Below are 19,551 nucleotides of genomic sequence, written 5' to 3' on the forward strand. Positions count from 1 at the left end.
ATATATGGATATTCAAAAGAAACTCAATGTACTCATTGTAGAAGATTCACTTGCTTCTTATAAAGCAATTGTTTCTGTACTGCAAAACTTTGGGTTTTCTATTTTTTCAGAAAGGGCCGAGTGGAAATCTGAATTTGAACAACGAATTACAGATGAAACATGGGATATCGTGATTTCCGATTTTTACCTTCCTGATTTTGACGGCCGGTATGTCATTTCTCGAGTGAAAGAAATCAACCCTGATTTGCCAGTCATTCTCGTTACTGAATTTTTGCCAGAGGAAGCCGCCTCTGAGTTTCTAAATTTGGGTGCTGCCGAGTTTTTACCAAAATCTTCGATCATTAAACTTCCGTTTGTTGTCAATCGAGAACTCGAAGCCTACCGTCTCAAATTATCTCAAAAAAAAGCTTGGGACATGTTGGTCCATGGAGAAGAACTTCTCACTCGTTCTCAAAAAATTTCTCATTTAGGTCACTTTGAGGTTATATTTCCTGAGAAAAATACATTATGGTCGTTGGAATTATATCGAATTTTGGAATTTGATTTTGGTGAAATTCCGCTTATGGAAAAAGTTTGGTCTCTCTTGGATGAGACAGAACATGATCACATCAAAGTAGTTTGGGATGAACTTTTGAAAGACAATCATTCCAAGGAAATGATTGTTACTTTAAATACCAAAGTCGGTAGAAAAAAAGTAAACTTGTGGTTAGAAGCAGAACGTTTTGAAGAGTCAAGGCTTCGGATTTTTGGAACCATCCATGATATATCAGATCTTTCTGAGTTGGAACATTCGATTCAAGTCAACGAACAGTTGTTTAAGGGAATTTTTAATAATTCGTCACAAGCAATTTTTCTCTTAGATTTACAGGGTCATGTGATTCGGATGAATCGAAATGCTGTTTTGTCTTTTGAACGAGATGAGACAGATATCCAAGGTTTAGAATTAATTCGATCTGTGTTTTCTAATTCCGATGAAGAATCGATTAAAAAATTAACTTATGGGATGAAACTCGCACTGAAAAACCAGAGTTTTGAAGTGTTTGTAAGTTATAGTTTATCAGATGGTCGGGAAAAGTATTTTGATTGCGACTTTTATTCTCTTACTGACCCTTCTGGAAAAATTATCTATATAGTTTTAGAAGCAAAAGATATTACCGAAAAAATTGTTTTGGAACGCGCTTATGCTCAGTCTCAAAAATTAGAGGCACTCGGAACCTTTGCAGGTGGAATTGCACATGATTTTAATAATCTCCTGACACCCATGCTTGCTTATGTTTCGTATCTGAATTCTGAATGGTCAAAACATGATTCAAATGAAGCGATTAAAAAATCCTTACCTGCAATCGAAGGTATCTCCAAATCATTGGACCGTGCTAGAAACCTAATCCAACAAATTCTTACTTATTCGAAAATTGATAACTCTATATCCAAACAGTTGGATTTACGAGAACAGCTATTGCAAGTTTTACAAGAAGTCAGAGTTGTCTCTTCTAATCAAATTGTGCTTTTTACGGATTTAGGAAACGAACCTGCATTTATCAACGCAGATCCAATTCAAATTTTTCAGATCCTTTCCAATCTTTATGAAAATGCAGTGTTTGCATTACAAGAAATACCAAATCCTAAAATTACAATTTCTCTCTCTAAGGTATCGTACGAAAAATCAGAACTTCTTCATGTCGGTTTTATGAAAAATACTGACTATTGGAAGTTGGGATTTGCTGATAATGGTTCCGGAATTGCACCAGAGATTATCGAAAAGATTTTTGATCCTTTTTTTACTACAAAAGGTGGAAAAGGGACAGGACTTGGACTACCGATCATTTACGGGATCATGGTTAAGATGGGTGGAACCATTCTAGTGAATTCCACTTTAGAGAAAGGTACGGAGTTTGATTTGTATTTTCCCGCATGGAGAACCATGGTTTAAACAATTGACAAATTCATATTGTTCCATTAACTATTTATGATTCCATGAGTAATTTTCTTAGAAAACACTTTGAGTCACTCTACATTGGATTTCTTTGGGGGCTACTCTCCTTACTTTTCTTTTCCTCCTTTTTTTTCTTTTATCAAGTCTATGAAAGTCGAATGGACCGAAATTCCTTCGAAAATAAAAGTCGCTGGAATTCCCTTTTAAATGATTACTCATCTTACTTAAAAGACGTGGAAACCGGTGGCCGGGGTTACCTCCTAACAGGTGATTCAAATTTTTTAGAGCCTTATGAAAATTCGCTCTCCCATATGGTTGTGATAGAGGCCTTACTTCGAGCCGAGTGTGAACCCATATATAAAGCAGATCTTGAATCTATCATTCAAGCCAAACAATTGAAGTTAGAATTCGTGAAAGGACTAATCGATTCTTATTCACAAGGGAAACTTCCTAAAACAGTTTTTATCGAAAGTAAAAGACGAATGGATGTTTTTCGAGATGCAGTCAAAAAGTTGTTAGATCCAAAAGTAGCAAAGGAAGAAATAGAAAAGGAAAAAAATCGGAAATTTACGATTCGTTTGGTGGCGGTTTCAGGAGGTTTTTTCTTTCTTTTGTCTATCTTGATTTTATGGATGATTTTTGTTTTAAAACGAAATGCTCGAATTTTAGTAGAGAAAGAGTTAATCGAAGATCGACTTTTTGAAATCGATGATTTATATCAGAATTCACCTGTTGGTTTTCATAGTTTAGATGCCAATGGATATTTTGTAAAAATCAATCGTACCGAATGTGAATGGCTAGGTTATACAGAAGAAGAGTTAGTCGGTAAAATTAGACTGATTGATATCCTTACCGAAGGTAGCAAGGAGGTCTTTAATAAAAATTTCCCCATCTTAAAGAAAACAGGTCGTATTGATAATTTACGTTTTGAAGTTTTACGTAAAGATGGAAGGCCTTTATACTTAAATCTTTCTGCAACGGCAATTTTTTCAAAATCAAATGAGATGATTCGTACACGTTCTGTATTACTTGATATTTCTCAAATGGTTTTGTATGAAAAGGAGTTAATCGATTCACGTGTTCGTGCAGAAGATGCCAATCGTGCTAAGTCGGAATTTCTTTCCAGTATGAGTCATGAGCTCAGAACTCCGTTAAATGCTGTAATCGGCCTTTCTATGTGGCTTATGGAAGATAACCCAAAACATGAACAAGTTGAACATTTAAAAAACTTACGTTTCTCTAGTGAAACTCTTCTTACATTAATTAATGATATATTAGATTTTAATAAAATTGAAGAGCAAATGATCATTATTGAGGAAATTGATTTTAGTTTATCCGAATTCATTCGCTCTGTTTCCACTTCCTTCTCTGTTAAAGCAAAAGAACAATTGTTATCATTTTATGAAGAAGTTGACCCCAATTTACCTGAACATATTCGTTTTGACCCAACAAGGATGCTTCAGGTAGTAAATAATTTACTATCAAATGCAATTAAATTTACTAAAGAAGGAACCATTACATTTCGCGTATTGTTAGTATCAAAAAACGAAGATCTAGCGGAAATTCGAATCGATGTTGAGGATACCGGAATTGGGATTCCTTTCGACAAACGTCAATATGTCTTTGAAAAATTTACACAAGCAAGTCAGGATACCACAAGAAAATATGGTGGGTCTGGACTTGGTCTTGCAATTTCTAAAGGCCTCGTGGAATTAATGAAAGGAAAATTGGAGTTAGAGTCTGAATTTGGTAAGGGATCAAAGTTTTCCTTTATATTTAGTTGTAAAATTGGTAAGGCAAATTCTTTAGCCCAAGTTCTTTCTGCAACAGATCGTAGTGACTTGACAGGGAAAAGAATTTTAGTTGCTGATGATATAGAAATCAATCGTTCTATAGTAATTCGTTTTTTGAATCGTTGGGGGATTGAATCAGAAGAGGCATCTGATGGAGAAGAGGTTGTGAGTAAGTTATCAAATGGAAAGTATGATTTGATACTTATGGATTTACATATGCCAAATGTAGATGGATATACGGCAACGAGAAAAATTCGAGAAAGCGAGAATTGGAAACATATCCCTATCATAGCATTAACTGCCTCTGCGCAATTGGAAACGCAGGAAAAGATACATTCAGTCGGGATGAATGATTTTATTTCCAAACCATTTTATCCTAATGAGTTATATCAAAAATTAGTTCACTGGCTCGCCGGTTAAATTTCTTTCTCTAGGGAAATAGCGAGTATCGTAATATCATCATCTGATCTTTTTGACTTCTGAAACTTTTCGATTTCCGTAATCACTTGGTCGCATATATTTTGTGGAGTTTTAGTTGCTAAGGTTTGTAATAAAGCGTGAAAACGATCCTCGCCAAATAGTTCTCCTTGGTTTGCGTTCCTTGCTTCAAGGACACCATCTGTATACAATATCAAAGTCCCAGAATCTGGTAGGGAGAGAGTTTTTTCAACTAAGCCCGATTCGACATATTCATTCATCGCTCTTCCTGGACTTGTTATGTGTTTTAAGTTGCCTTCTCGGTCCAAATATATCATTGGATGGTGTCCGGCATTTGCGATTTTGATCATCTTTTCTTTTTGGTTTATGTAAACAAAGAAGGCACTTAAAAAATGACCGGCAAGGGAACTGAGTAAAGACAATCGAATTCTTTCTGCTGCATAAACTGGTTTGTCTAAAGAATCATCCCAGATTTGTAATGAAACTTTAGTCATGGAAGCTATCATGGCGGCAGGAATTCCGTGACCAGAAACATCACATAAGAATAAACCAATTTCATTTTCTTTCACAATGATTTGGACAAAATCACCGCCAATGTCAGTTGCTGGTAAATAACGAAATCCTAAAGCATGTCCGTTGGCATGGGTTCTTTTTTGAGGGAGAAGACCATTTTGAAGTTTTTGAGCAATTTTTAATTGAAGGTCTAATTCTTGTTTTTCTTCGGTAGCTTTTCTATAATCTGAAACTTTGAGAACTAGTGCCATTGATAAAAAGAAAACTTCGATAGCAGATCCCAAAGGTAAGGAATAAGACGATAAATGAACAGGCCTTATCCACCCTTGGACTGTGAGTGTATTTAAGGCACCACCAAGTAGAATCGATCCAAATGCTAATAGAAAGAGAAGTGTTTCTAGTTTCCTTTTGCTTTTGAAAAATACCATTAAGGATATAATGAGTACTAAAAAAATGGGAACAATAACTAACGTGACCCCTAGTTGAATGAAACTTCTTTGTTCCAGAAAGAATATAGAAAAGATAAGTGAAATGAAGAAGAGAATAAATCCTTTTGTTAATTTTGTGATTTTTGGGAAATTTTTTTCAGTCTCTAAAAACTCTATTGTGAATAATAATCCAAACACTGAGGTTAAATAAATTGTGATCGGGAAAAGATAATTTTTCCATGTATGTGAATTTCCAATTTCTATATATTGAATGAATCCAGTAGAGAAAGAATTTATCAAAAGCACTGTTGCTAGGTAAAAGAAATAATAAAAAAACTTTTTATAACGTAATGTGTGCGCAAGGAAGATGCTAAAAAGAAACATCATAAATCCTGCACCGAAGTAAGCGGCAAAAAATATATCCTGTTTTTTTGAAAACGCTATAAAACTTCTCGAATTATAAATCGAAACAAAATTGAAAATGGGATTTGCGGAATTAATTTTTACATAAATGGTTCTTGTTTCATCTGGTGAAAGTGTGATCGGGAAGGCGGGGATATGAGAGTAAAGGGGTTTGTTTCTTTGTAATACTTGCTCTCCTGACCATTGAGTGACCCAATTCCCTTTGACCTGCGAATGTAACTCAAACACATCAACCACTGGACTTGAGAAGTGAAGAAAAAACGTATGAGGTAAGTTCCCATAATGAATCAATGTTATCTTAATCCAAAGAGGATCTTTGATTCTTGGAAAAGAGATCGTCACTCTTGGATTTGGTTTCCAAATCGTATCTTCTCGTAGGACCCGGTCGAAACTCGACTCACTTTCTGGTAGGATCATATATTCAAAATACTTTCCAATGTCTCGGTAGTTTTTAGATTCTTCAATCGAGAGGGGAAAGGACCAGGTCGGTCGGCTTAAGAAAAAAAGGCATGCTAAAGTTAGGAGTTTTACGGTGTGCTGCATTAGAAGAGCTTTCCTTCCGTCCGGGTTGAACCGGAAAAAAGTAACCCAATTTCGAAACATTGTCTCTACCATAGGACGAGGCCAAGAGAAAGAAAGTGAATTTCGGGGAAAAAACTGTAAGAAGAACGCAAAATTGGCAGTCTAATGTTCAGAGTGCTAAAATAGGGAGATGTTATGAAACAATATGATTCCAACGTCCAGGGAGCCTTGGACATCGCGCAGACAGAAGCTATGAGGAGACAAAACACAGAAATCACTCCTTATCATTTGGTTTGGGGATTTATGACCCTTCCCACTTCGGTTTCTGGAAAAGCACTGATAAAGTATAAATCTACAGTGGATGAATTTTTAAAAAAACAGGCAAGGGCTTCAGGGGAGATTCCTTTTGAATCTTTAAGAACCTCACCGAAACTCGCGCAGTGGTTTACGATGGCCTCTTCGCGAGCTGCTGAGAATGGTAGGGAGGAGTTAAAGGAAGCTGACTTTCTAAAATTTTTACCTCAGATTCTGCCTGAACTCAAAATCAATTACGAAGATTTACAAGTGAAAGAAACGGATGAAGAGGTCCCCAACTTTCTAGTGAATTTGAATGATTTAGCAAAAGAAGGGAAATTGGACCCTGTCATCGGAAGGAGTAAGGAAATTCGATCGGTGATGGAAATTTTGGGAAGAAGATCCAAAAACAATCCAGTGTTAGTTGGTAGTGCTGGTGTAGGAAAAACTGCAATTGTGGAAGGTCTTGCTGAACAAATTGTGAAAGGACGAGTTCCCGATGTATTAAAAGGAAAAACAATTTATTCTTTAGATATGGGACAACTGATGGCAGGAACTAAGTATCGTGGCGAGTTTGAAGAAAAACTAACAGCATTACTTCGATACATTAAAGGTCAGTCTGGAGAGGCCATTCTTTTTATCGATGAAATTCATCAACTTGTTGGTGCAGGAAAAACAGATGGTGCCATGGATGCGGCAAATCTATTGAAACCTGCACTCGCGCGGGGCGAATTACACTGTATAGGTGCAACCACTCAAGATGAATTTCAAAAATACATTTTAGGTGACCAAGCATTGGAAAGAAGATTTCGTGCTGTTCCTGTAAATGAACCAAGTAAAGAGGATGCTATCGAAATTCTTATGGGAATTCGAGATAAACATGAAATTCACCATGGGATTAAGATTTCTGATGAAGCGATTTATGCCTCGGTACTATTGTCGGATCAGTACATCACTGATAAGTTTTTACCGGACAAAGCGATTGATCTCGTGGATGAAGCTGCGTCTGCGTTAAAACTTTCAGCGGAAGCAATGCCAACGGAACTTGTGGAATTAGAAAGTGAGATTCGTTCTAAAAAAATCTTTGCCCAAGTAGAAAAGAAAAACGAAGAGATCTTAAAGGAAATTGAAAGTTTAGAAAAAAAATTCGAATCAGGAAAACTTGTTTGGGAAAAAGAAGTTAATTCTTTGAAACAAATTGCTTCGATCAAAAACAAAATTGATCGAGTGAAGTTTGATTTGGATGCCGCCCAACAAAGAGCTGATTATACGGAAGCTTCTCGTTTAAAATATGCGGTTCTTCCTGAATTGGAAAAAGAGTTAAATAATTTTCAAAATAGTTGGGTTCTGGAAAGGAATCATATCGCAGCCGTTATTTCTAGACAAACAGGAATTCCATCGGAAAAAATTCTGAAAACCAAACAGGATAATTTACTTCATTTAGAAGAAGATTTAAATTCTGTTGTATATGGTCAGAAAGAATCCATTCGAGAAATAGCAGATACTCTCCTCACTTCCTATGCAGGGATATCTTCTGAATCTAGGCCTCTTGGTTCCTTTTTGTTAAAAGGGCCTACTGGTGTAGGAAAAACAGAAACGGCTAAAGCGATTGCTAAATTTCTATTTGATCAAGAAACAAATTTAGTTCGTTTGGATCTTAGTGAATACTCAGAAAAACATTCTGTGGCTAAACTAATAGGAGCACCCGCAGGTTATATTGGTTATGATGAAGGTGGAATTTTAACAGAAGCGATCCGTAGAAAACCATATTCAGTGGTTCTTTTTGATGAAGTGGAAAAGGCACATCCTGATTTTTCGGATATCTTACTTCAGATTTTAGATGATGGTAGATTAACGGATAATAAAGGTAGGACAATTAATTTTAAGAATACAATTTTGATTCTGACTACTAATTCTAAAAATATTGAAGCCGATTTTAAACCGGAAGTTTTGGGTCGTTTGGATGCAGTTCTTACCTATCATTCCTTGGATTCATCGATTATGGAAAAACTAATCGAAAAACAACTTCGCCAGTTGAATGAAAGGTTAAAGGTAAAAGGAATTGCGATCGAACTTTCTGAAAGTACAGAACACATCTTACGAGAACAAGGATTTGATCCAAAATTTGGAGCAAGACCACTCGCCAGTGTATTCAATCGTGTCGTCAATCGGCCTTTGGCCAAAGAAATCCTTTCAGGTTCAATGGCTGAGGGCAAATACAGAGCAGATTGGGATGGGGAAGGGTTACGGTTTGTTTTAATTCCTGAATTTGCCGGAACTAAACCATAAATTTTCAGAATTTCAATCCTAACACCTGACCGTATTTTTTACGGTTGGGTGTTTATTTCGTCTAAGGTTTACTCTATGTCAAATTTAGAAATCACATCTATCTTAAAATCCAATCAATCCGTGTCGGTTCCACAGTTGGGACTTGGTGTATGGAAGGCTCGTCCCAAGGAATGTTTGGAAGCTGTAAAATCAGCTCTTTCTTTCGGATATCGGCATATTGATACCGCTGCCATTTATGGGAATGAAGCAGAAGTTGGTTCCGCAATCCAAGAAAGTGGTTTGAATCGAAGTGAAATTTTTCTTGTAACCAAACTTTGGAATGCCGACCAAGGTTATGAATCCACCTTACGTGCGATAGATGTTTCCCTTAAGAAATTAGGAACCGATTATGTTGATATGTATTTGATTCACTTCCCTGTTTCTGGTAAAAGAAATGAATCTTGGAAAGCTTTGGAAAAAATTAAATCAGAGGGAAAAGCAAAATCAATCGGTGTTAGTAATTTTATGGTGAGTCACCTAAAGGAACTTTTAAAAGAAACAGGGACCGTCCCTGCAATGAATCAAGTGGAGTATCATCCATTTTTGCAGGATACTGAATTGAAAGAGTATTGCCAAAAGAATGGAATTTTATTGGAAGCTTATAGCCCTCTCGCTCATGGACAAAAGTTGGAAGATTCGCGTCTAACGAAAATAGCAAATCGTTACCATAAGTCGAATGCGCAAATACTCATTCGTTGGTCTCTACAAGCAGGGAATGTTGTGATCCCGAAATCTATCAATCCGACTCGTATTAAAGAAAACGCGGATGTTTTTGATTTTGTTTTATCGGAAAATGATATGAAAGAGATTTCTTCTTGGAACGAAAACTTTCGAACTTGTTGGGATCCTACCACCGTTGAGTGATAGGATTTGATATATCAGAATATATCGTTAGATTTTATTTTTTAGAAAAAACTAAGACTGCTGATTGACGATTGTCCTTGGTTCCGAGAAATCCATAACCAAAGGGAAAAGGAAGTGGGCCATCGTTCGTGATCTCACTTAATTTTTTTAGTTCTGGTTGAACTTCTGGAATGACTGCTCCAGATAAATTCCAAGATCTTTCGTATCGGCCAAAAACCTGTCGTTTCCAATTGTCTTCTGGAAAAAACCGAATCGGAAATCCTGATTCGTCTTGGACTATAAATTCAGCATTTTTCAGAAGGAGGTCTCGGATTAACTTTCGTTTTTCTCCATGAAATAGATATTCTGCTGACTTTGTAAATATTCCAACTTTTGGTAAATCTGAAAAATATTCATACAATCCGTCGCCAGGAACACCTTCGTTACCAATTAAGAATATTTTGAAATACGTAAGTGATTCTTTCTTTTGTAGTTTTGTGTCATAAAGGGAAAGGGTAAATCCTTTATAAGTAATTCCTTTTCCTTCGATTGTTGCTTCTTTTGAATCGAGAATTTCTTTCCCCATCCGGCGGAGGAAAGCAACAAATACTGGATAAGCTCCGCTCAGTTCTTTTTTCTTGGTTTCTTCTTTCATTTTACGATAAGTAAAATAATTTCTACCGGCTAAATGATCGGAAAGATTCCGAATCCCTTGTTTTACGATCTGTTTTTCTTTTTCAGAAAGTGTATTGTATGCGTTGGGGTAACCAGGATCTTCTAGTCCAAACAAGATATAACGGTCAGAGTGTGGATAAAATGAAAATAGGTTGAGAACATCGATTCCACTAAAAGGGTAGATGACTGTTTTTACATTTGGATTGTAACTTTTCCCTTTTAGGTAATTGGAAATTGTATCACTGGTTTGCATTAGTTTTTTCCAACTAAGATCCATTTCATTTTTATGCAGTAGGTCAGATTCACTAAGGCCAGCCCACTCATCATAGATGGGAGTTTCTATATAAGCTAGTTCTGTTTTCTTTTCTTGGATTTGGCACTGAAGAGTAAAAATAAAAAATATGAGTATGATTTTATTTGTCATAAGATTCTGAAATGTTTAAGGAACAGTCTCCAAGTGGACAGTTTCCAGGCATCCTTTTTCAGAGGGAAGTTTTGATTTTTCGTAGGGTTTCTTTGTATCTTTTGATTTTGGCAAAAAAAAACCGGCCCGGGAAACCCCGAACCGGTCAATGGTTCCTAAAAAGAAAGCCGAATGGTTTTATTCTCCGACAGCAACTTCTCCTTCTGCTTCGGTAGAGAAACTAACTGGTTGTTTTGATTTTGTTTCTTTAGTTTCCTTTGGGTCCCTTTCAATGGATTTCACTTCTCTGGTTTGGATTTTGGATTGGTCCATGAGTGGAAGGCTATTGAGATCCCGAACTTGGTTTTCAATTTTAAATGCTATGTCTGGATTTTCGAGAAAGAAGTTTTTGACTTGTTCCTTCCCTTGTCCAATCTTCTCTCCACCGTAAGAATACCAAGAACCTGCTTTTGCAACGAGGTCATGGCGAACTGCGAGATCAATAAGAGAACTTTCTCTGTTGATTCCGTTCGCATACATGATGTCAAACTCCGCTTGTCGGAAAGGAGGAGCACATTTGTTTTTCACAACCTTCACGCGAACGCGGTTACCAACAGGTTCTTCTTTTTCTTTTAGTGTTTCAATACGACGGATGTCCAACCGGATAGAAGCATAGAACTTTAAGGCGTTACCACCTGTAGTGGTTTCTGGACTTCCAAACATCACACCAATTTTCATACGAATTTGGTTGATAAAGATGACAGTTGTATTGGATTTTGCAATGGTTCCTGTGAGTTTACGAAGGGCTTGGGACATGAGTCGAGCTTGGAGTCCCATATGTGAATCTCCCATATCTCCCTCGATCTCTGCTTTCGGAACGAGAGCAGCCACAGAGTCGATGACGATCAGGTCAATTGCATTGGAGCGAACGAGGGACTCACAAATTTCCAATGCTTCTTCCCCGTTGTCTGGTTGGGCAACCAGTAAGTCGTCTACATTGACCCCTAGTTTTTTAGCATAAGATGGATCGAGAGCGTGTTCTGCATCGATGAAGGCGGCAATGCCTCCTTTTTTTTGCGTCTCCGCAATGGCAGAAAGAGTGAGTGTTGTTTTTCCAGAAGACTCTGGTCCGTAGATCTCTACAATCCTACCAGAAGGAAACCCGCCAATCCCCAAGGCGATGTCTAAGTCCAAAGAACCTGTGGATACCACGCTCATCTCTGACATACGTGTATCAGCACCGAGCCTCATGATGGAACCCTTACCGAATTGTTTTTCAATTTGGCCTAGGGCAGCGTCAATGGCCTGTTTTCTTTGGTCGGTTTCTTTCTCTTGAGCCTTGTCAGCTTTCTCTTTTTTCATGAATCAAACGTTCTCCTAAAATCGGTGTTCCGAAAGACTAGGTAGGGGAATGGGTCAGTTGGTTTCAAAAAAACAGATCTGACCGACTCTCTCAAGGATGAACCCATCCCTTCCGAATTCCACTCTTTTTCTCTTCCGGATTAGCTCCAGCATGCATGAGACCTGGGACAAATTGGATAGAGGGAGGGAATTTTTTCTGGATTATGTCTTTTTTGTCGTTTTCAACACTAAACAAAATGTAAGTACTTGTATAGTATTTTTTTGCCATCGGAGAAAGAAAACTTTGCCGATAGTTTCATTGTATGACCCTGCCAGCTCTTGAAGTCCAGATTCCCGACCACTTTCCCCAAGCCATGGCTGACCTCTTCCGAAGTTACCGAACCTATTTAAAAATTGAGAAAAACTATTCGGAGCATACCTTATTTGCTTATCTCCGCGATTTAAAATTTTTCTTTGAGTTCTGCCTGAAAGAGGAAATCGATATTTTGAGTGTGGATGTTTTGGACGTGAGAGCTTATTTTTCCGATTTGAAATCAGCCAAAAAACAGGACAAAAGAACACAAAGCCGTAAACTTTCTTCTTTGCGAACTTTTTATAAATTTTTATTTCGGGAAGAGAAGATAGGTGCCAATCCCATCTTACAAGTCAGTTTCCCAAAAACTAAAAAGAAGTTACCAAAAAACTTCACACCCATTGAAACGGAAGACATCCTAGATTACGAAAATGGTGAAAAAGCAGAAGTTTTAGGAAAACGAGACAAAGCCATTGTTGAAGTATTGTATAGCACTGGCCTACGCGTATTTGAGTTGGTGAATGCCAAGTTAAGCGATTTAAATGAGGAGCTTACCACACTCAAAGTCATGGGAAAAAGACAGAAAGAACGTTTCGTGTTTATTGGGGAAGAAGCACAAGTTGCTCTCCGAGAATATTTACAAGAACGAGGAACTTCTGGCCCAGAAGAAATTTTTCTCAACCAACGTGGTGGCAAACTAACCACACGTGGGATTCGATATATTTTGTCTGAACGTAGAACTGTGATGGGGATGGAAAAAGCCATCACTCCCCATAAATTTCGACATACCTTTGCTACAGATCTTTTGAATGCCGGTGCTGACATTCGCGCCGTACAAGAGTTACTTGGTCATGCCTCATTGTCATCAACACAGGTTTACTTAAGTGTATCGAGAGACCGGTTGAAGGAAGTATATCGGAATGCACACCCTCATGCGAAGAAATAGAGAGTAGGTTTTCCCGCGTGGGTACAATCTCCCCGCCCTGAATTTGGGAGGGGAACTAGACCCGCCAGGAATTACCCGAATGATGTCTCATTAGAGACCATTTCCCCGCAAAATATCAAATTTAGACCTTCCTGACCTTTTCCGATCTTATCCCCAAAAAAAAATGATAAGATCAATCGAACCTCACATAATATCTGATAGTTTACCGCTTCTCACTACACGCGACCAGTATCGTGTAACTAAATTCCTTACGTGGAACAAAGGTGAGACGATAACTCCAAAAAGGTTTTTAAATTTTCTACAAGAACGGAAAAATTTAGGAATAAAATCCGCCACCCTTAGAGATGACAAAAACTCAGTTTTCCGAGCAATGAAAAAGGCAACGATCGGGACTGAGTTAGGTTTGTACATCGATGCCTTTCGGAAAGAGTTAAATCAAGTCTTCCCTATCAAAGTTCCACGAACTAGAGTTAGTGAAGCGGATTTAGTTACTCTCTCAGAGATTCAGAGGATCAGCAAATTTGGAACTGCTCGCCAAAAAGCAATCTCGCTTTTCCTTTATACAACTGGTGCCAGAGCCGGGGACTTAGTAAGTATCAAACTAAAGGACTGTCGTCCATTAGATAACAACCTAATGGAAATTAAGCTATTAGGAAAAAACGAAAAGAAAAGAAATATTGTTATTCCGATTTCCCTCTTTCAGCAAATCAGACAAACCTTCTGTGGTTATATTTACTTATTCGAAACTGTAAATAAAATTCAGTATAAACCGCACGCAATTTGGAAAATCGTTTCAATCATTGGTAAAAAATATCTTGGAAGAGATATTTACCCTCACCTGTTTCGACACACCTTCATAACAGATATGATTCGCTCTGGAAATGATATAGGAGCCGTTGCCGAGTTCGCAGGGAACACTGCTGAGGTAATAGCGAGAACTTACCTTCACTCATCGTTAGATCGTTCTGCAATTACGAGACGTTTCGATAAAATTTGCGCATGATAAATATAGAAAAAGATGAACCTAAAAAGAAAGAAAACGAAACCCCAAAGTCCTGTAAAAAATGCGGGGCTTCTAATGTTCAATTGTATCAATACGATATGTGTAAGGACTGTTTGTCGGACTGGTTTAAAAAAATCAAAATTGGTTTAAAGGAAGCAGAAGTTCACCATTATGTCTGAGCAAATAGAAAATCAAATTAAAAAAGAATTACAGAAAATAGTCCCTGCTATTTACTACGATAGAATTTTTAAAGATATGCGTTTAGTAAAACTAAACGAAAGTAAGGTGGTTTTTGGCTTTTCTGGATCGGGAGCAGTAACAGCAAAGAAACACGTTGAGAGCAAGTATATGGATAGCCTAAGTCTTGCAGTATCGAATTCAATTGGGAAGAGAGCCGTTGAACTAATTGTAGATGAAAAAGTTGATACTACGAAAAAGCAAAAGAATTCAGACCAAATCGACATCGATGGAGAGGTTCACAAGCTAGAGAACTATTTGAAAAAGAATGTTAGTTTGCGATTTAATGAAATCTCTCAATCATTGGAACACAAGCCAGCTAACGCTAAGAATTATATTCAGTGGAGTGATCGAGATTTTAACGATCTATGGATTTTTGTAAAAAAACAAAAAGAGTTTAAATATGCTTCTAAAGATAATCTCCTTTCACTTCTCAGTTCTTCTGTAATTCCTTCATTCCACCCGATCAAAGATTATTTCGAAAATCTTGAGAAATGGGACAAGAAGACAGATTGGATTGGGAAAGTTTGTTCCTGTGTAAAAGTATCGAATGAGTTAGATTTTAGAAGCTACTTCGAAAAGTGGTGCATTCGTGCAGTCTATTCAATTTATAGTGATGGCGAGTTTGTCAATGAACACTGCTTAACAATTCAATCAAACCAGGGGTGGTATAAAAGTACTTTTATAAATGGATTAATTCCTAAAGAACTTAGACCTTACTACAACTCACGAATTCCCACGGATTTCAAAAGTAAAGACGCTTCTGTTGCCGCTTCCAAAATCTTTGTTTGGTTATTTGACGAAATTGATAAAATCACGAACAAGAAAGAAGCTGCTGAAGTAAGAGACTTCTTTTCTATGAAAGGATCTTTTGAGAGAGCCGCTTATGGAAGGAACGCACAGCATTTTAAGAGGATTTCTAGTTTTATTGCCGCTTGTAATAAAGTTGAGTTCTTAGTTGATGATACCGGAAACAGACGATACATTATCTTTTCTTTATTAAAGCCAATTGAGATAGACAAGTTTCAGAAAATACCAATAGAAAAGTTTTGGTCTCAAGTCTTCCATTTATATAAAGCAACTCGTTGGAATCAAATCCATTGGAACAGTAGCGAGCAAAAGCAAATCCAAGAGAACAACCTTCAGTATGAATACTCAAATAACGAGTATGAGGTGATTTTAAAGTATTTTAGACCTATTTCGCTTGAAGAGTTTGATGAAAAAAACAAAAGTCACGCAAAGCTAAGTGCAACGGACATTTATCTCTTTATTCACGAAAAACATCCAACATTTAAGCTAGATACCAGGTGGATTGGAAGAGGTTTATCTAAGATGGGCTTCATAAGAACAAAAATTGATAAAAACCATCGAGTCTTTTTGGTAAAGAAGGTAGGAGACAAAGAGACATCAGAGACATTATTTTCCAAAAAACAATAACGGAGAGAAAGAAAAATGAAAAGCCGTGATTATCATACCAACTTAGTTCCTAAAATCAAAATGCCGGACTTCTGCAAGTTCTGTGACAGCTTTGCAGAGTACGAATATCTAGGAAGACTTCTTTGCGAAGATCACTTCTACAAAGAATCAAACAAGATCGTTAACATTGGCTTATATGGCTCACTACTTAAATCGTAAAAGGAAATGGAATCGGTGCGAATAATGAAAAATTGGATGAAAGTTCTATTGTTATCGAGTTCTTCTTCGGCTCTCACCTTCATTTGTTTCAATCTCACATTTGGTACATTTAAGCAATGGGATACTTACCTTTGGATCTTCTTCTTATTCGTTACGATGGTTGTCATCGATGTCTTAGATTATTGGGTTAAGAGAGGCTGAACATGAGTCCTATTGAAGCTAGAATTGAAGCATACAAAAAGAGAATTAAGCGATTGAAACGAATGAATTTTACTTATCGAAGTTTTGCCGTCCAAAAACGAATAAAAGAAAAGATTCGAGCTCTAAAGGATCAAATAAGGATTCTTTCTATTATCAATACCGAGCTTCTTACTTTTGAAAAGAAGGAAGTTCCTTTTATGGTGTCATCCAAATGAGGCCACCCGTTCGCTTAGAGAAGTTAGATGAAACCATTGATGGTGAAGAACAATTCGAAGCCTTCATTTACGACCACGTTGTGGAACGAGGCTCTTTCGAAAAGTGTCGAGTAACACTTAGACTAAACGGGGAGTTTATTACAAGGAACAGCATTTATTCAAAGAATAAAGAAAATTCATCGGAGGAAAAAAGATGAAAGATTACACAAAACTAGCAAAGGAATTTTCTGCAAAAGGAGTGAGAGTAAATTCAAATTTGGATTCATTCTTAATTTCATTACAGAAAGCACAGGAACCAAACGAAGATCCGATCACTCTATGGGATGCAATCCGAATTCTTCAAACAATGGTTTGGCATGAGTGGTGTCATACATTCGGTTTCACAATAGACTTAGATGTCGATGCAATCATCGACGAAGAATCCTTTAAAGTAGAGATGAGGCGAAGGGGTTATGATCCTACACTTGGCCTTTCAATGCACGAAGCGATTAAGGAGAATCTAAACGATGGAGCAGACCTCATACAGGGAACAACTAATGCTTCACAAGATGGCTCTGCCAATTTGCCTATTATTAATGGTGAGCCAGTTTCTAACGGTAACGACAAGCCTAATGAAACTAAAGGAGAAGCCAAAGATGGTAACTCTCAAAGCGGTTGATCCTAAGTCGGCATATATGGACGCAAAAAATCTAGTACCAATTTGGAAAAGAGAAATCGCTTTGAAAAAAGCGATGGAAGACCAGGTTCTCTTTCAATGAATGTAATTCGATTATATAAAGAAGAATATATTTTCGACATTTACTACGACGTTGATCTTGGGAACACCCACGTTGCAGATCACGGAGTTACTGACCTTGAACTTTATGAGTTTTTTTCGTTAGAAAAATACTTGGCGATTAAACGAAAAGATGGTAGCTTTGAGGCTGTGGGAATGACAGCCAATCGCTCTTTGAAAGTGATATTCAGAAATCAGAAGATGACAAAGAAACAGAAACACTTTTTTGTCATCACTGCTTGGGAATACAAACTAAGTAAGGATGAAACGGACGCTATTCGATCCAGGGAAGAACAATGAAAACAAAAGTTGCATTTAATGTTGTAACACCTTCGAAAGCAGAGGATAAGAAAATTAAAAAGATTCTATCCGAAGCGGAAAAAAACAAGGATACATTTGATCTTTCTAAGGCAAAGCATCCAGACGGAAAAGCGATAAAGAAAAAAACAAAAAAAGCCTCTTGACTTAAACTCACCCTTACACCCCGAAATATCGATTATGCGAAAAATCGAAAAAGTCGGGGAATACACTCGAACCAGAAGACCTCTTAAAACCTACAAACAAACCGTTGCGGATTGCTTTGACCTTGCCCGTTTATATTGGAGAGACTTACTCCTTTTCAATGCAAACGGTGTACCGATCAAAGATTTAACAATTCAAGAATTCTACGAATATGTTAAATCAATACGGTATGTTAAAGATCCGTACAGAAAAGAACACGTAAGCCGACCAAAGATTCTTTTGGAACGTGCGAATACAGATCATCCTTTTGATTGTGATGATAGATCCATTTTATCACTTAGCTTCTTTCTTCTCCAAAACAATATGTTTGGAAAGAAATATAAAACTAGATTGGCTGTGACCGGTCGGTACGCAAATCCAAGACATATCTATGTTGAATTCAAAGACGAAAACAATGCGGAAAGTCAATGGACTCCTTACGATTGCACCTATCCTTGGAATCATTTTGGGAAAACATTGTATATTCCACAGTTCAAAAGGGTTTTCTATGAGGAAAATCATCCAGTAAGAAAATAATTATTCACTGTGACTTATAAGCATTAATTCGTATTAGGTTGTATCACTTTAATACTTGTTAAGGTTTAACAAATTTTTATCTTTACAGTTTCTCTTTCTGAGAAGTGATTCTGTTAAGCGAAAATGTCACAAGTAGAATCAATTCGATTAGAGGGGGACGAAGCTCCCCCTCAATCGGTCAAAAATATTTTAGTAAGTTATGATTCAATTCTTCACGGTGAAGAAATTGAATCACCATTGTTTTCTAATGAACCTGTCTTTCTTTCCGGAGACGATGGAGAGGAATATCTTCTCTTAGGTGAAGATGAAGACACTGGTTATCTTGTTTATGGATTCGAAGATGAAAACGGTGAAACCGTTCTTGTCTTTGGTGATGAAGAAGGTAACGTACATGAGTATGAAACTTTAGACGGATTTGGCTTCAAAGGCTTCAAAGGTTTTAGTCTTCCTAAAATGCCGAAAATGAAACTCGGCAAACTTCCTAAAGTAAAATTCAAAGCACCTAAGATCAAAACCAAAGGCTTAACTAAAGGTTTTAGCAAAGTTGGGAAAGGAATCTCAAAAGGCGTTAGTAGCGTTGGAAAGGGAATTTCTCAAGCAGGTAAAGCATATACTAAACATCTCTCTGATGTCGGCAAAGGCATCTCTAAAGGTGTCTCTTCACTTGCAAAAGGTGCAGGAGATATTTTGTCACAAGTTGCTGAAGGTGCTGGGAGCCTCCTAAGTCCAGACTCTGGAATGCCTGAAGAAGAATCAGAAGAAGAAGAGGAAGAATTTGAAGAAGAGATTCCATCCGAAGAATATTCGGAAGAAGAAAGCGATCAATACTATGAAGAACAGGATGAAGAAATGAACGGTGAACTAGGATTTGCACAATTTATTCCAATGGCGATGAGTGCGGCCTCAACCATTCAGCAAAAGCAAGCGGCAAAGAGTGCGAAGAAAAAAGCCTCAAAACAAAAGGCAACCGATGCGATTCTAAAAGCACTCTCACAAACAAACAAGCCCGTAAAAATCAAAAAGGCGACTCCAACAAAAGCCGCAAGCATTAAGATTGCGAAACCCACTTCAAGTGCGGCTTATGCAAGCGGTAGTACAGCATCACGAGGAATTTTAGATTCTGAAATCACTCACAAGGTTGATAATGATAGCAAAAACACCATCTTGTTAGTTGGTGTTGGTCTCGGTGTATTATTTTTATTTAAAAAATAAGTAAGTAGGTAAGCGAAAAATGTTCGGATCAACAAAGCGAAA

Annotated in this window: 16 protein-coding genes; 13 read left to right on the plus strand and 3 right to left on the minus strand. The window is 37.3% G+C overall.

Annotated elements, in window-relative coordinates; genetic code table 11:
• Positions 1–4: 4 nt before the first annotated feature.
• Entirely contained in the window at positions 5–1,930 is a 1,926-nt protein-coding gene (locus tag CH361_RS11985) for a hybrid sensor histidine kinase/response regulator (protein WP_100791056.1), read from the plus strand.
• Positions 1,931–2,091: 161 nt separating this feature from the next.
• Complete coding sequence (locus CH361_RS11990; protein WP_244279833.1) at positions 2,092–4,146, plus strand: response regulator; 2,055 nt, start codon at positions 2,092–2,094, stop codon at positions 4,144–4,146.
• On the opposite strand, the gene CH361_RS11995 is transcribed toward CH361_RS11990, so the two are convergent.
• Positions 4,143–6,071 carry a SpoIIE family protein phosphatase gene (locus tag CH361_RS11995; protein ID WP_244279835.1) on the minus strand — a complete coding sequence of 643 codons (1,929 nt, stop codon included), beginning with the start codon at positions 6,069–6,071 and terminating at the stop codon, positions 4,143–4,145. The two genes, CH361_RS11990 and CH361_RS11995, sit on opposite strands and share 4 nt — an antisense overlap.
• 174 nt (positions 6,072–6,245) lie before the next feature.
• On the opposite strand from CH361_RS11995, the gene CH361_RS12000 reads away from it, so the two are divergent.
• Positions 6,246–8,633 carry an ATP-dependent Clp protease ATP-binding subunit gene (locus CH361_RS12000; protein ID WP_100791059.1) on the plus strand — a complete coding sequence of 796 codons (2,388 nt, stop codon included), beginning with the start codon at positions 6,246–6,248 and terminating at the stop codon, positions 8,631–8,633.
• A gap of 75 nt (positions 8,634–8,708) precedes the next feature.
• Positions 8,709–9,536, plus strand: a complete 828-nt coding sequence (locus tag CH361_RS12005; RefSeq protein ID WP_100791060.1) for an aldo/keto reductase — start codon at positions 8,709–8,711, stop codon at positions 9,534–9,536.
• A gap of 34 nt (positions 9,537–9,570) precedes the next feature.
• Here the strand turns inward: CH361_RS12005 and CH361_RS12010 are convergent, their stop codons facing one another.
• Together CH361_RS12010 and recA are read right to left on the minus strand one after the other, a co-directional pair.
• Positions 9,571–10,614, minus strand: a complete 1,044-nt coding sequence (locus CH361_RS12010) for a hypothetical protein (RefSeq protein WP_100791061.1) — start codon at positions 10,612–10,614, stop codon at positions 9,571–9,573.
• A gap of 177 nt (positions 10,615–10,791) precedes the next feature.
• A complete protein-coding gene (gene recA, locus CH361_RS12015; RefSeq protein WP_100791062.1) occupies positions 10,792–11,955 on the minus strand; it encodes a recombinase RecA in 1,164 nt (387 codons plus the stop codon).
• Between the two features lie 302 nt (positions 11,956–12,257).
• Between recA and xerA the strand changes: the two genes are divergently transcribed.
• From xerA to CH361_RS12065, 9 genes are all read left to right on the plus strand, one after another.
• Entirely contained in the window at positions 12,258–13,193 is a 936-nt protein-coding gene (gene xerA, locus CH361_RS12020) for a site-specific tyrosine recombinase/integron integrase (RefSeq protein WP_100791063.1), read from the plus strand.
• A gap of 370 nt (positions 13,194–13,563) precedes the next feature.
• Positions 13,564–14,196, plus strand: coding sequence for a tyrosine-type recombinase/integrase (locus CH361_RS12025; protein ID WP_165782262.1), 633 nt, complete (start codon positions 13,564–13,566; stop codon positions 14,194–14,196).
• Complete coding sequence (locus tag CH361_RS12030; protein WP_100791065.1) at positions 14,193–14,375, plus strand: hypothetical protein; 183 nt, start codon at positions 14,193–14,195, stop codon at positions 14,373–14,375. Before CH361_RS12025 ends, CH361_RS12030 begins: the two co-directional genes overlap by 4 nt.
• A complete protein-coding gene (locus CH361_RS12035) occupies positions 14,368–15,870 on the plus strand; it encodes a VapE domain-containing protein (RefSeq protein ID WP_100791066.1) in 1,503 nt (500 codons plus the stop codon). The genes CH361_RS12030 and CH361_RS12035 overlap by 8 nt, the downstream gene beginning before the upstream one ends.
• Positions 15,871–16,677: 807 nt before the next feature.
• On the plus strand, positions 16,678–17,142 hold the full coding sequence (locus CH361_RS12050; protein WP_100791069.1) for a hypothetical protein: 465 nt from the start codon (positions 16,678–16,680) through the stop codon (positions 17,140–17,142).
• A gap of 96 nt (positions 17,143–17,238) precedes the next feature.
• Positions 17,239–17,559, plus strand: coding sequence for a hypothetical protein (locus tag CH361_RS12055; protein WP_100791070.1), 321 nt, complete (start codon positions 17,239–17,241; stop codon positions 17,557–17,559).
• The gene (locus CH361_RS19710; protein WP_165782263.1) at positions 17,556–17,723 is read left to right on the plus strand and encodes a hypothetical protein; all 168 of its coding nucleotides are present in this window, start codon (positions 17,556–17,558) and stop codon (positions 17,721–17,723) included. The genes CH361_RS12055 and CH361_RS19710 overlap by 4 nt, the downstream gene beginning before the upstream one ends.
• 34 nt (positions 17,724–17,757) lie before the next feature.
• Positions 17,758–18,297 (plus strand): hypothetical protein, encoded by a 540-nt coding sequence (locus CH361_RS12060; protein WP_100791071.1) that lies wholly within the window; start codon positions 17,758–17,760, stop codon positions 18,295–18,297.
• A gap of 123 nt (positions 18,298–18,420) precedes the next feature.
• Positions 18,421–19,509, plus strand: coding sequence for a hypothetical protein (locus CH361_RS12065; RefSeq protein ID WP_100791072.1), 1,089 nt, complete (start codon positions 18,421–18,423; stop codon positions 19,507–19,509).
• Positions 19,510–19,551 lie beyond the last annotated feature (42 nt).

This window comes from Leptospira brenneri (assembly GCF_002812125.1).
Taxonomy (GTDB): Bacteria; Spirochaetota; Leptospiria; order Leptospirales; family Leptospiraceae; genus Leptospira_A; species Leptospira_A brenneri.

Bases quoted from the DNA above. Each gene is read 5' to 3' on its own strand.
- recA (WP_100791062.1), bottom strand. From the start codon at position 11,955: ATGAAAAAAGAGAAAGCTGACAAGGCTCAAGAGAAAGAAACCGACCAA.
- CH361_RS12065 (WP_100791072.1), top strand. From the start codon at position 18,421: ATGTCACAAGTAGAATCAATTCGATTAGAGGGGGACGAAGCTCCCCCT.
- CH361_RS12025 (WP_165782262.1), top strand. From the start codon at position 13,564: ATGAAAAAGGCAACGATCGGGACTGAGTTAGGTTTGTACATCGATGCC.
- CH361_RS12000 (WP_100791059.1), top strand. From the start codon at position 6,246: ATGAAACAATATGATTCCAACGTCCAGGGAGCCTTGGACATCGCGCAG.
- CH361_RS11985 (WP_100791056.1), top strand. From the start codon at position 5: ATGGATATTCAAAAGAAACTCAATGTACTCATTGTAGAAGATTCACTT.
- xerA (WP_100791063.1), top strand. From the start codon at position 12,258: ATGACCCTGCCAGCTCTTGAAGTCCAGATTCCCGACCACTTTCCCCAA.
- CH361_RS19710 (WP_165782263.1), top strand. From the start codon at position 17,556: ATGAAAACAAAAGTTGCATTTAATGTTGTAACACCTTCGAAAGCAGAG.
- CH361_RS12035 (WP_100791066.1), top strand. From the start codon at position 14,368: ATGTCTGAGCAAATAGAAAATCAAATTAAAAAAGAATTACAGAAAATA.
- CH361_RS12030 (WP_100791065.1), top strand. From the start codon at position 14,193: ATGATAAATATAGAAAAAGATGAACCTAAAAAGAAAGAAAACGAAACC.
- CH361_RS12010 (WP_100791061.1), bottom strand. From the start codon at position 10,614: ATGACAAATAAAATCATACTCATATTTTTTATTTTTACTCTTCAGTGC.
- CH361_RS12050 (WP_100791069.1), top strand. From the start codon at position 16,678: ATGAAAGATTACACAAAACTAGCAAAGGAATTTTCTGCAAAAGGAGTG.
- CH361_RS12055 (WP_100791070.1), top strand. From the start codon at position 17,239: ATGAATGTAATTCGATTATATAAAGAAGAATATATTTTCGACATTTAC.
- CH361_RS12005 (WP_100791060.1), top strand. From the start codon at position 8,709: ATGTCAAATTTAGAAATCACATCTATCTTAAAATCCAATCAATCCGTG.
- CH361_RS12060 (WP_100791071.1), top strand. From the start codon at position 17,758: ATGCGAAAAATCGAAAAAGTCGGGGAATACACTCGAACCAGAAGACCT.
- CH361_RS11995 (WP_244279835.1), bottom strand. From the start codon at position 6,071: ATGCAGCACACCGTAAAACTCCTAACTTTAGCATGCCTTTTTTTCTTA.
- CH361_RS11990 (WP_244279833.1), top strand. From the start codon at position 2,092: ATGGACCGAAATTCCTTCGAAAATAAAAGTCGCTGGAATTCCCTTTTA.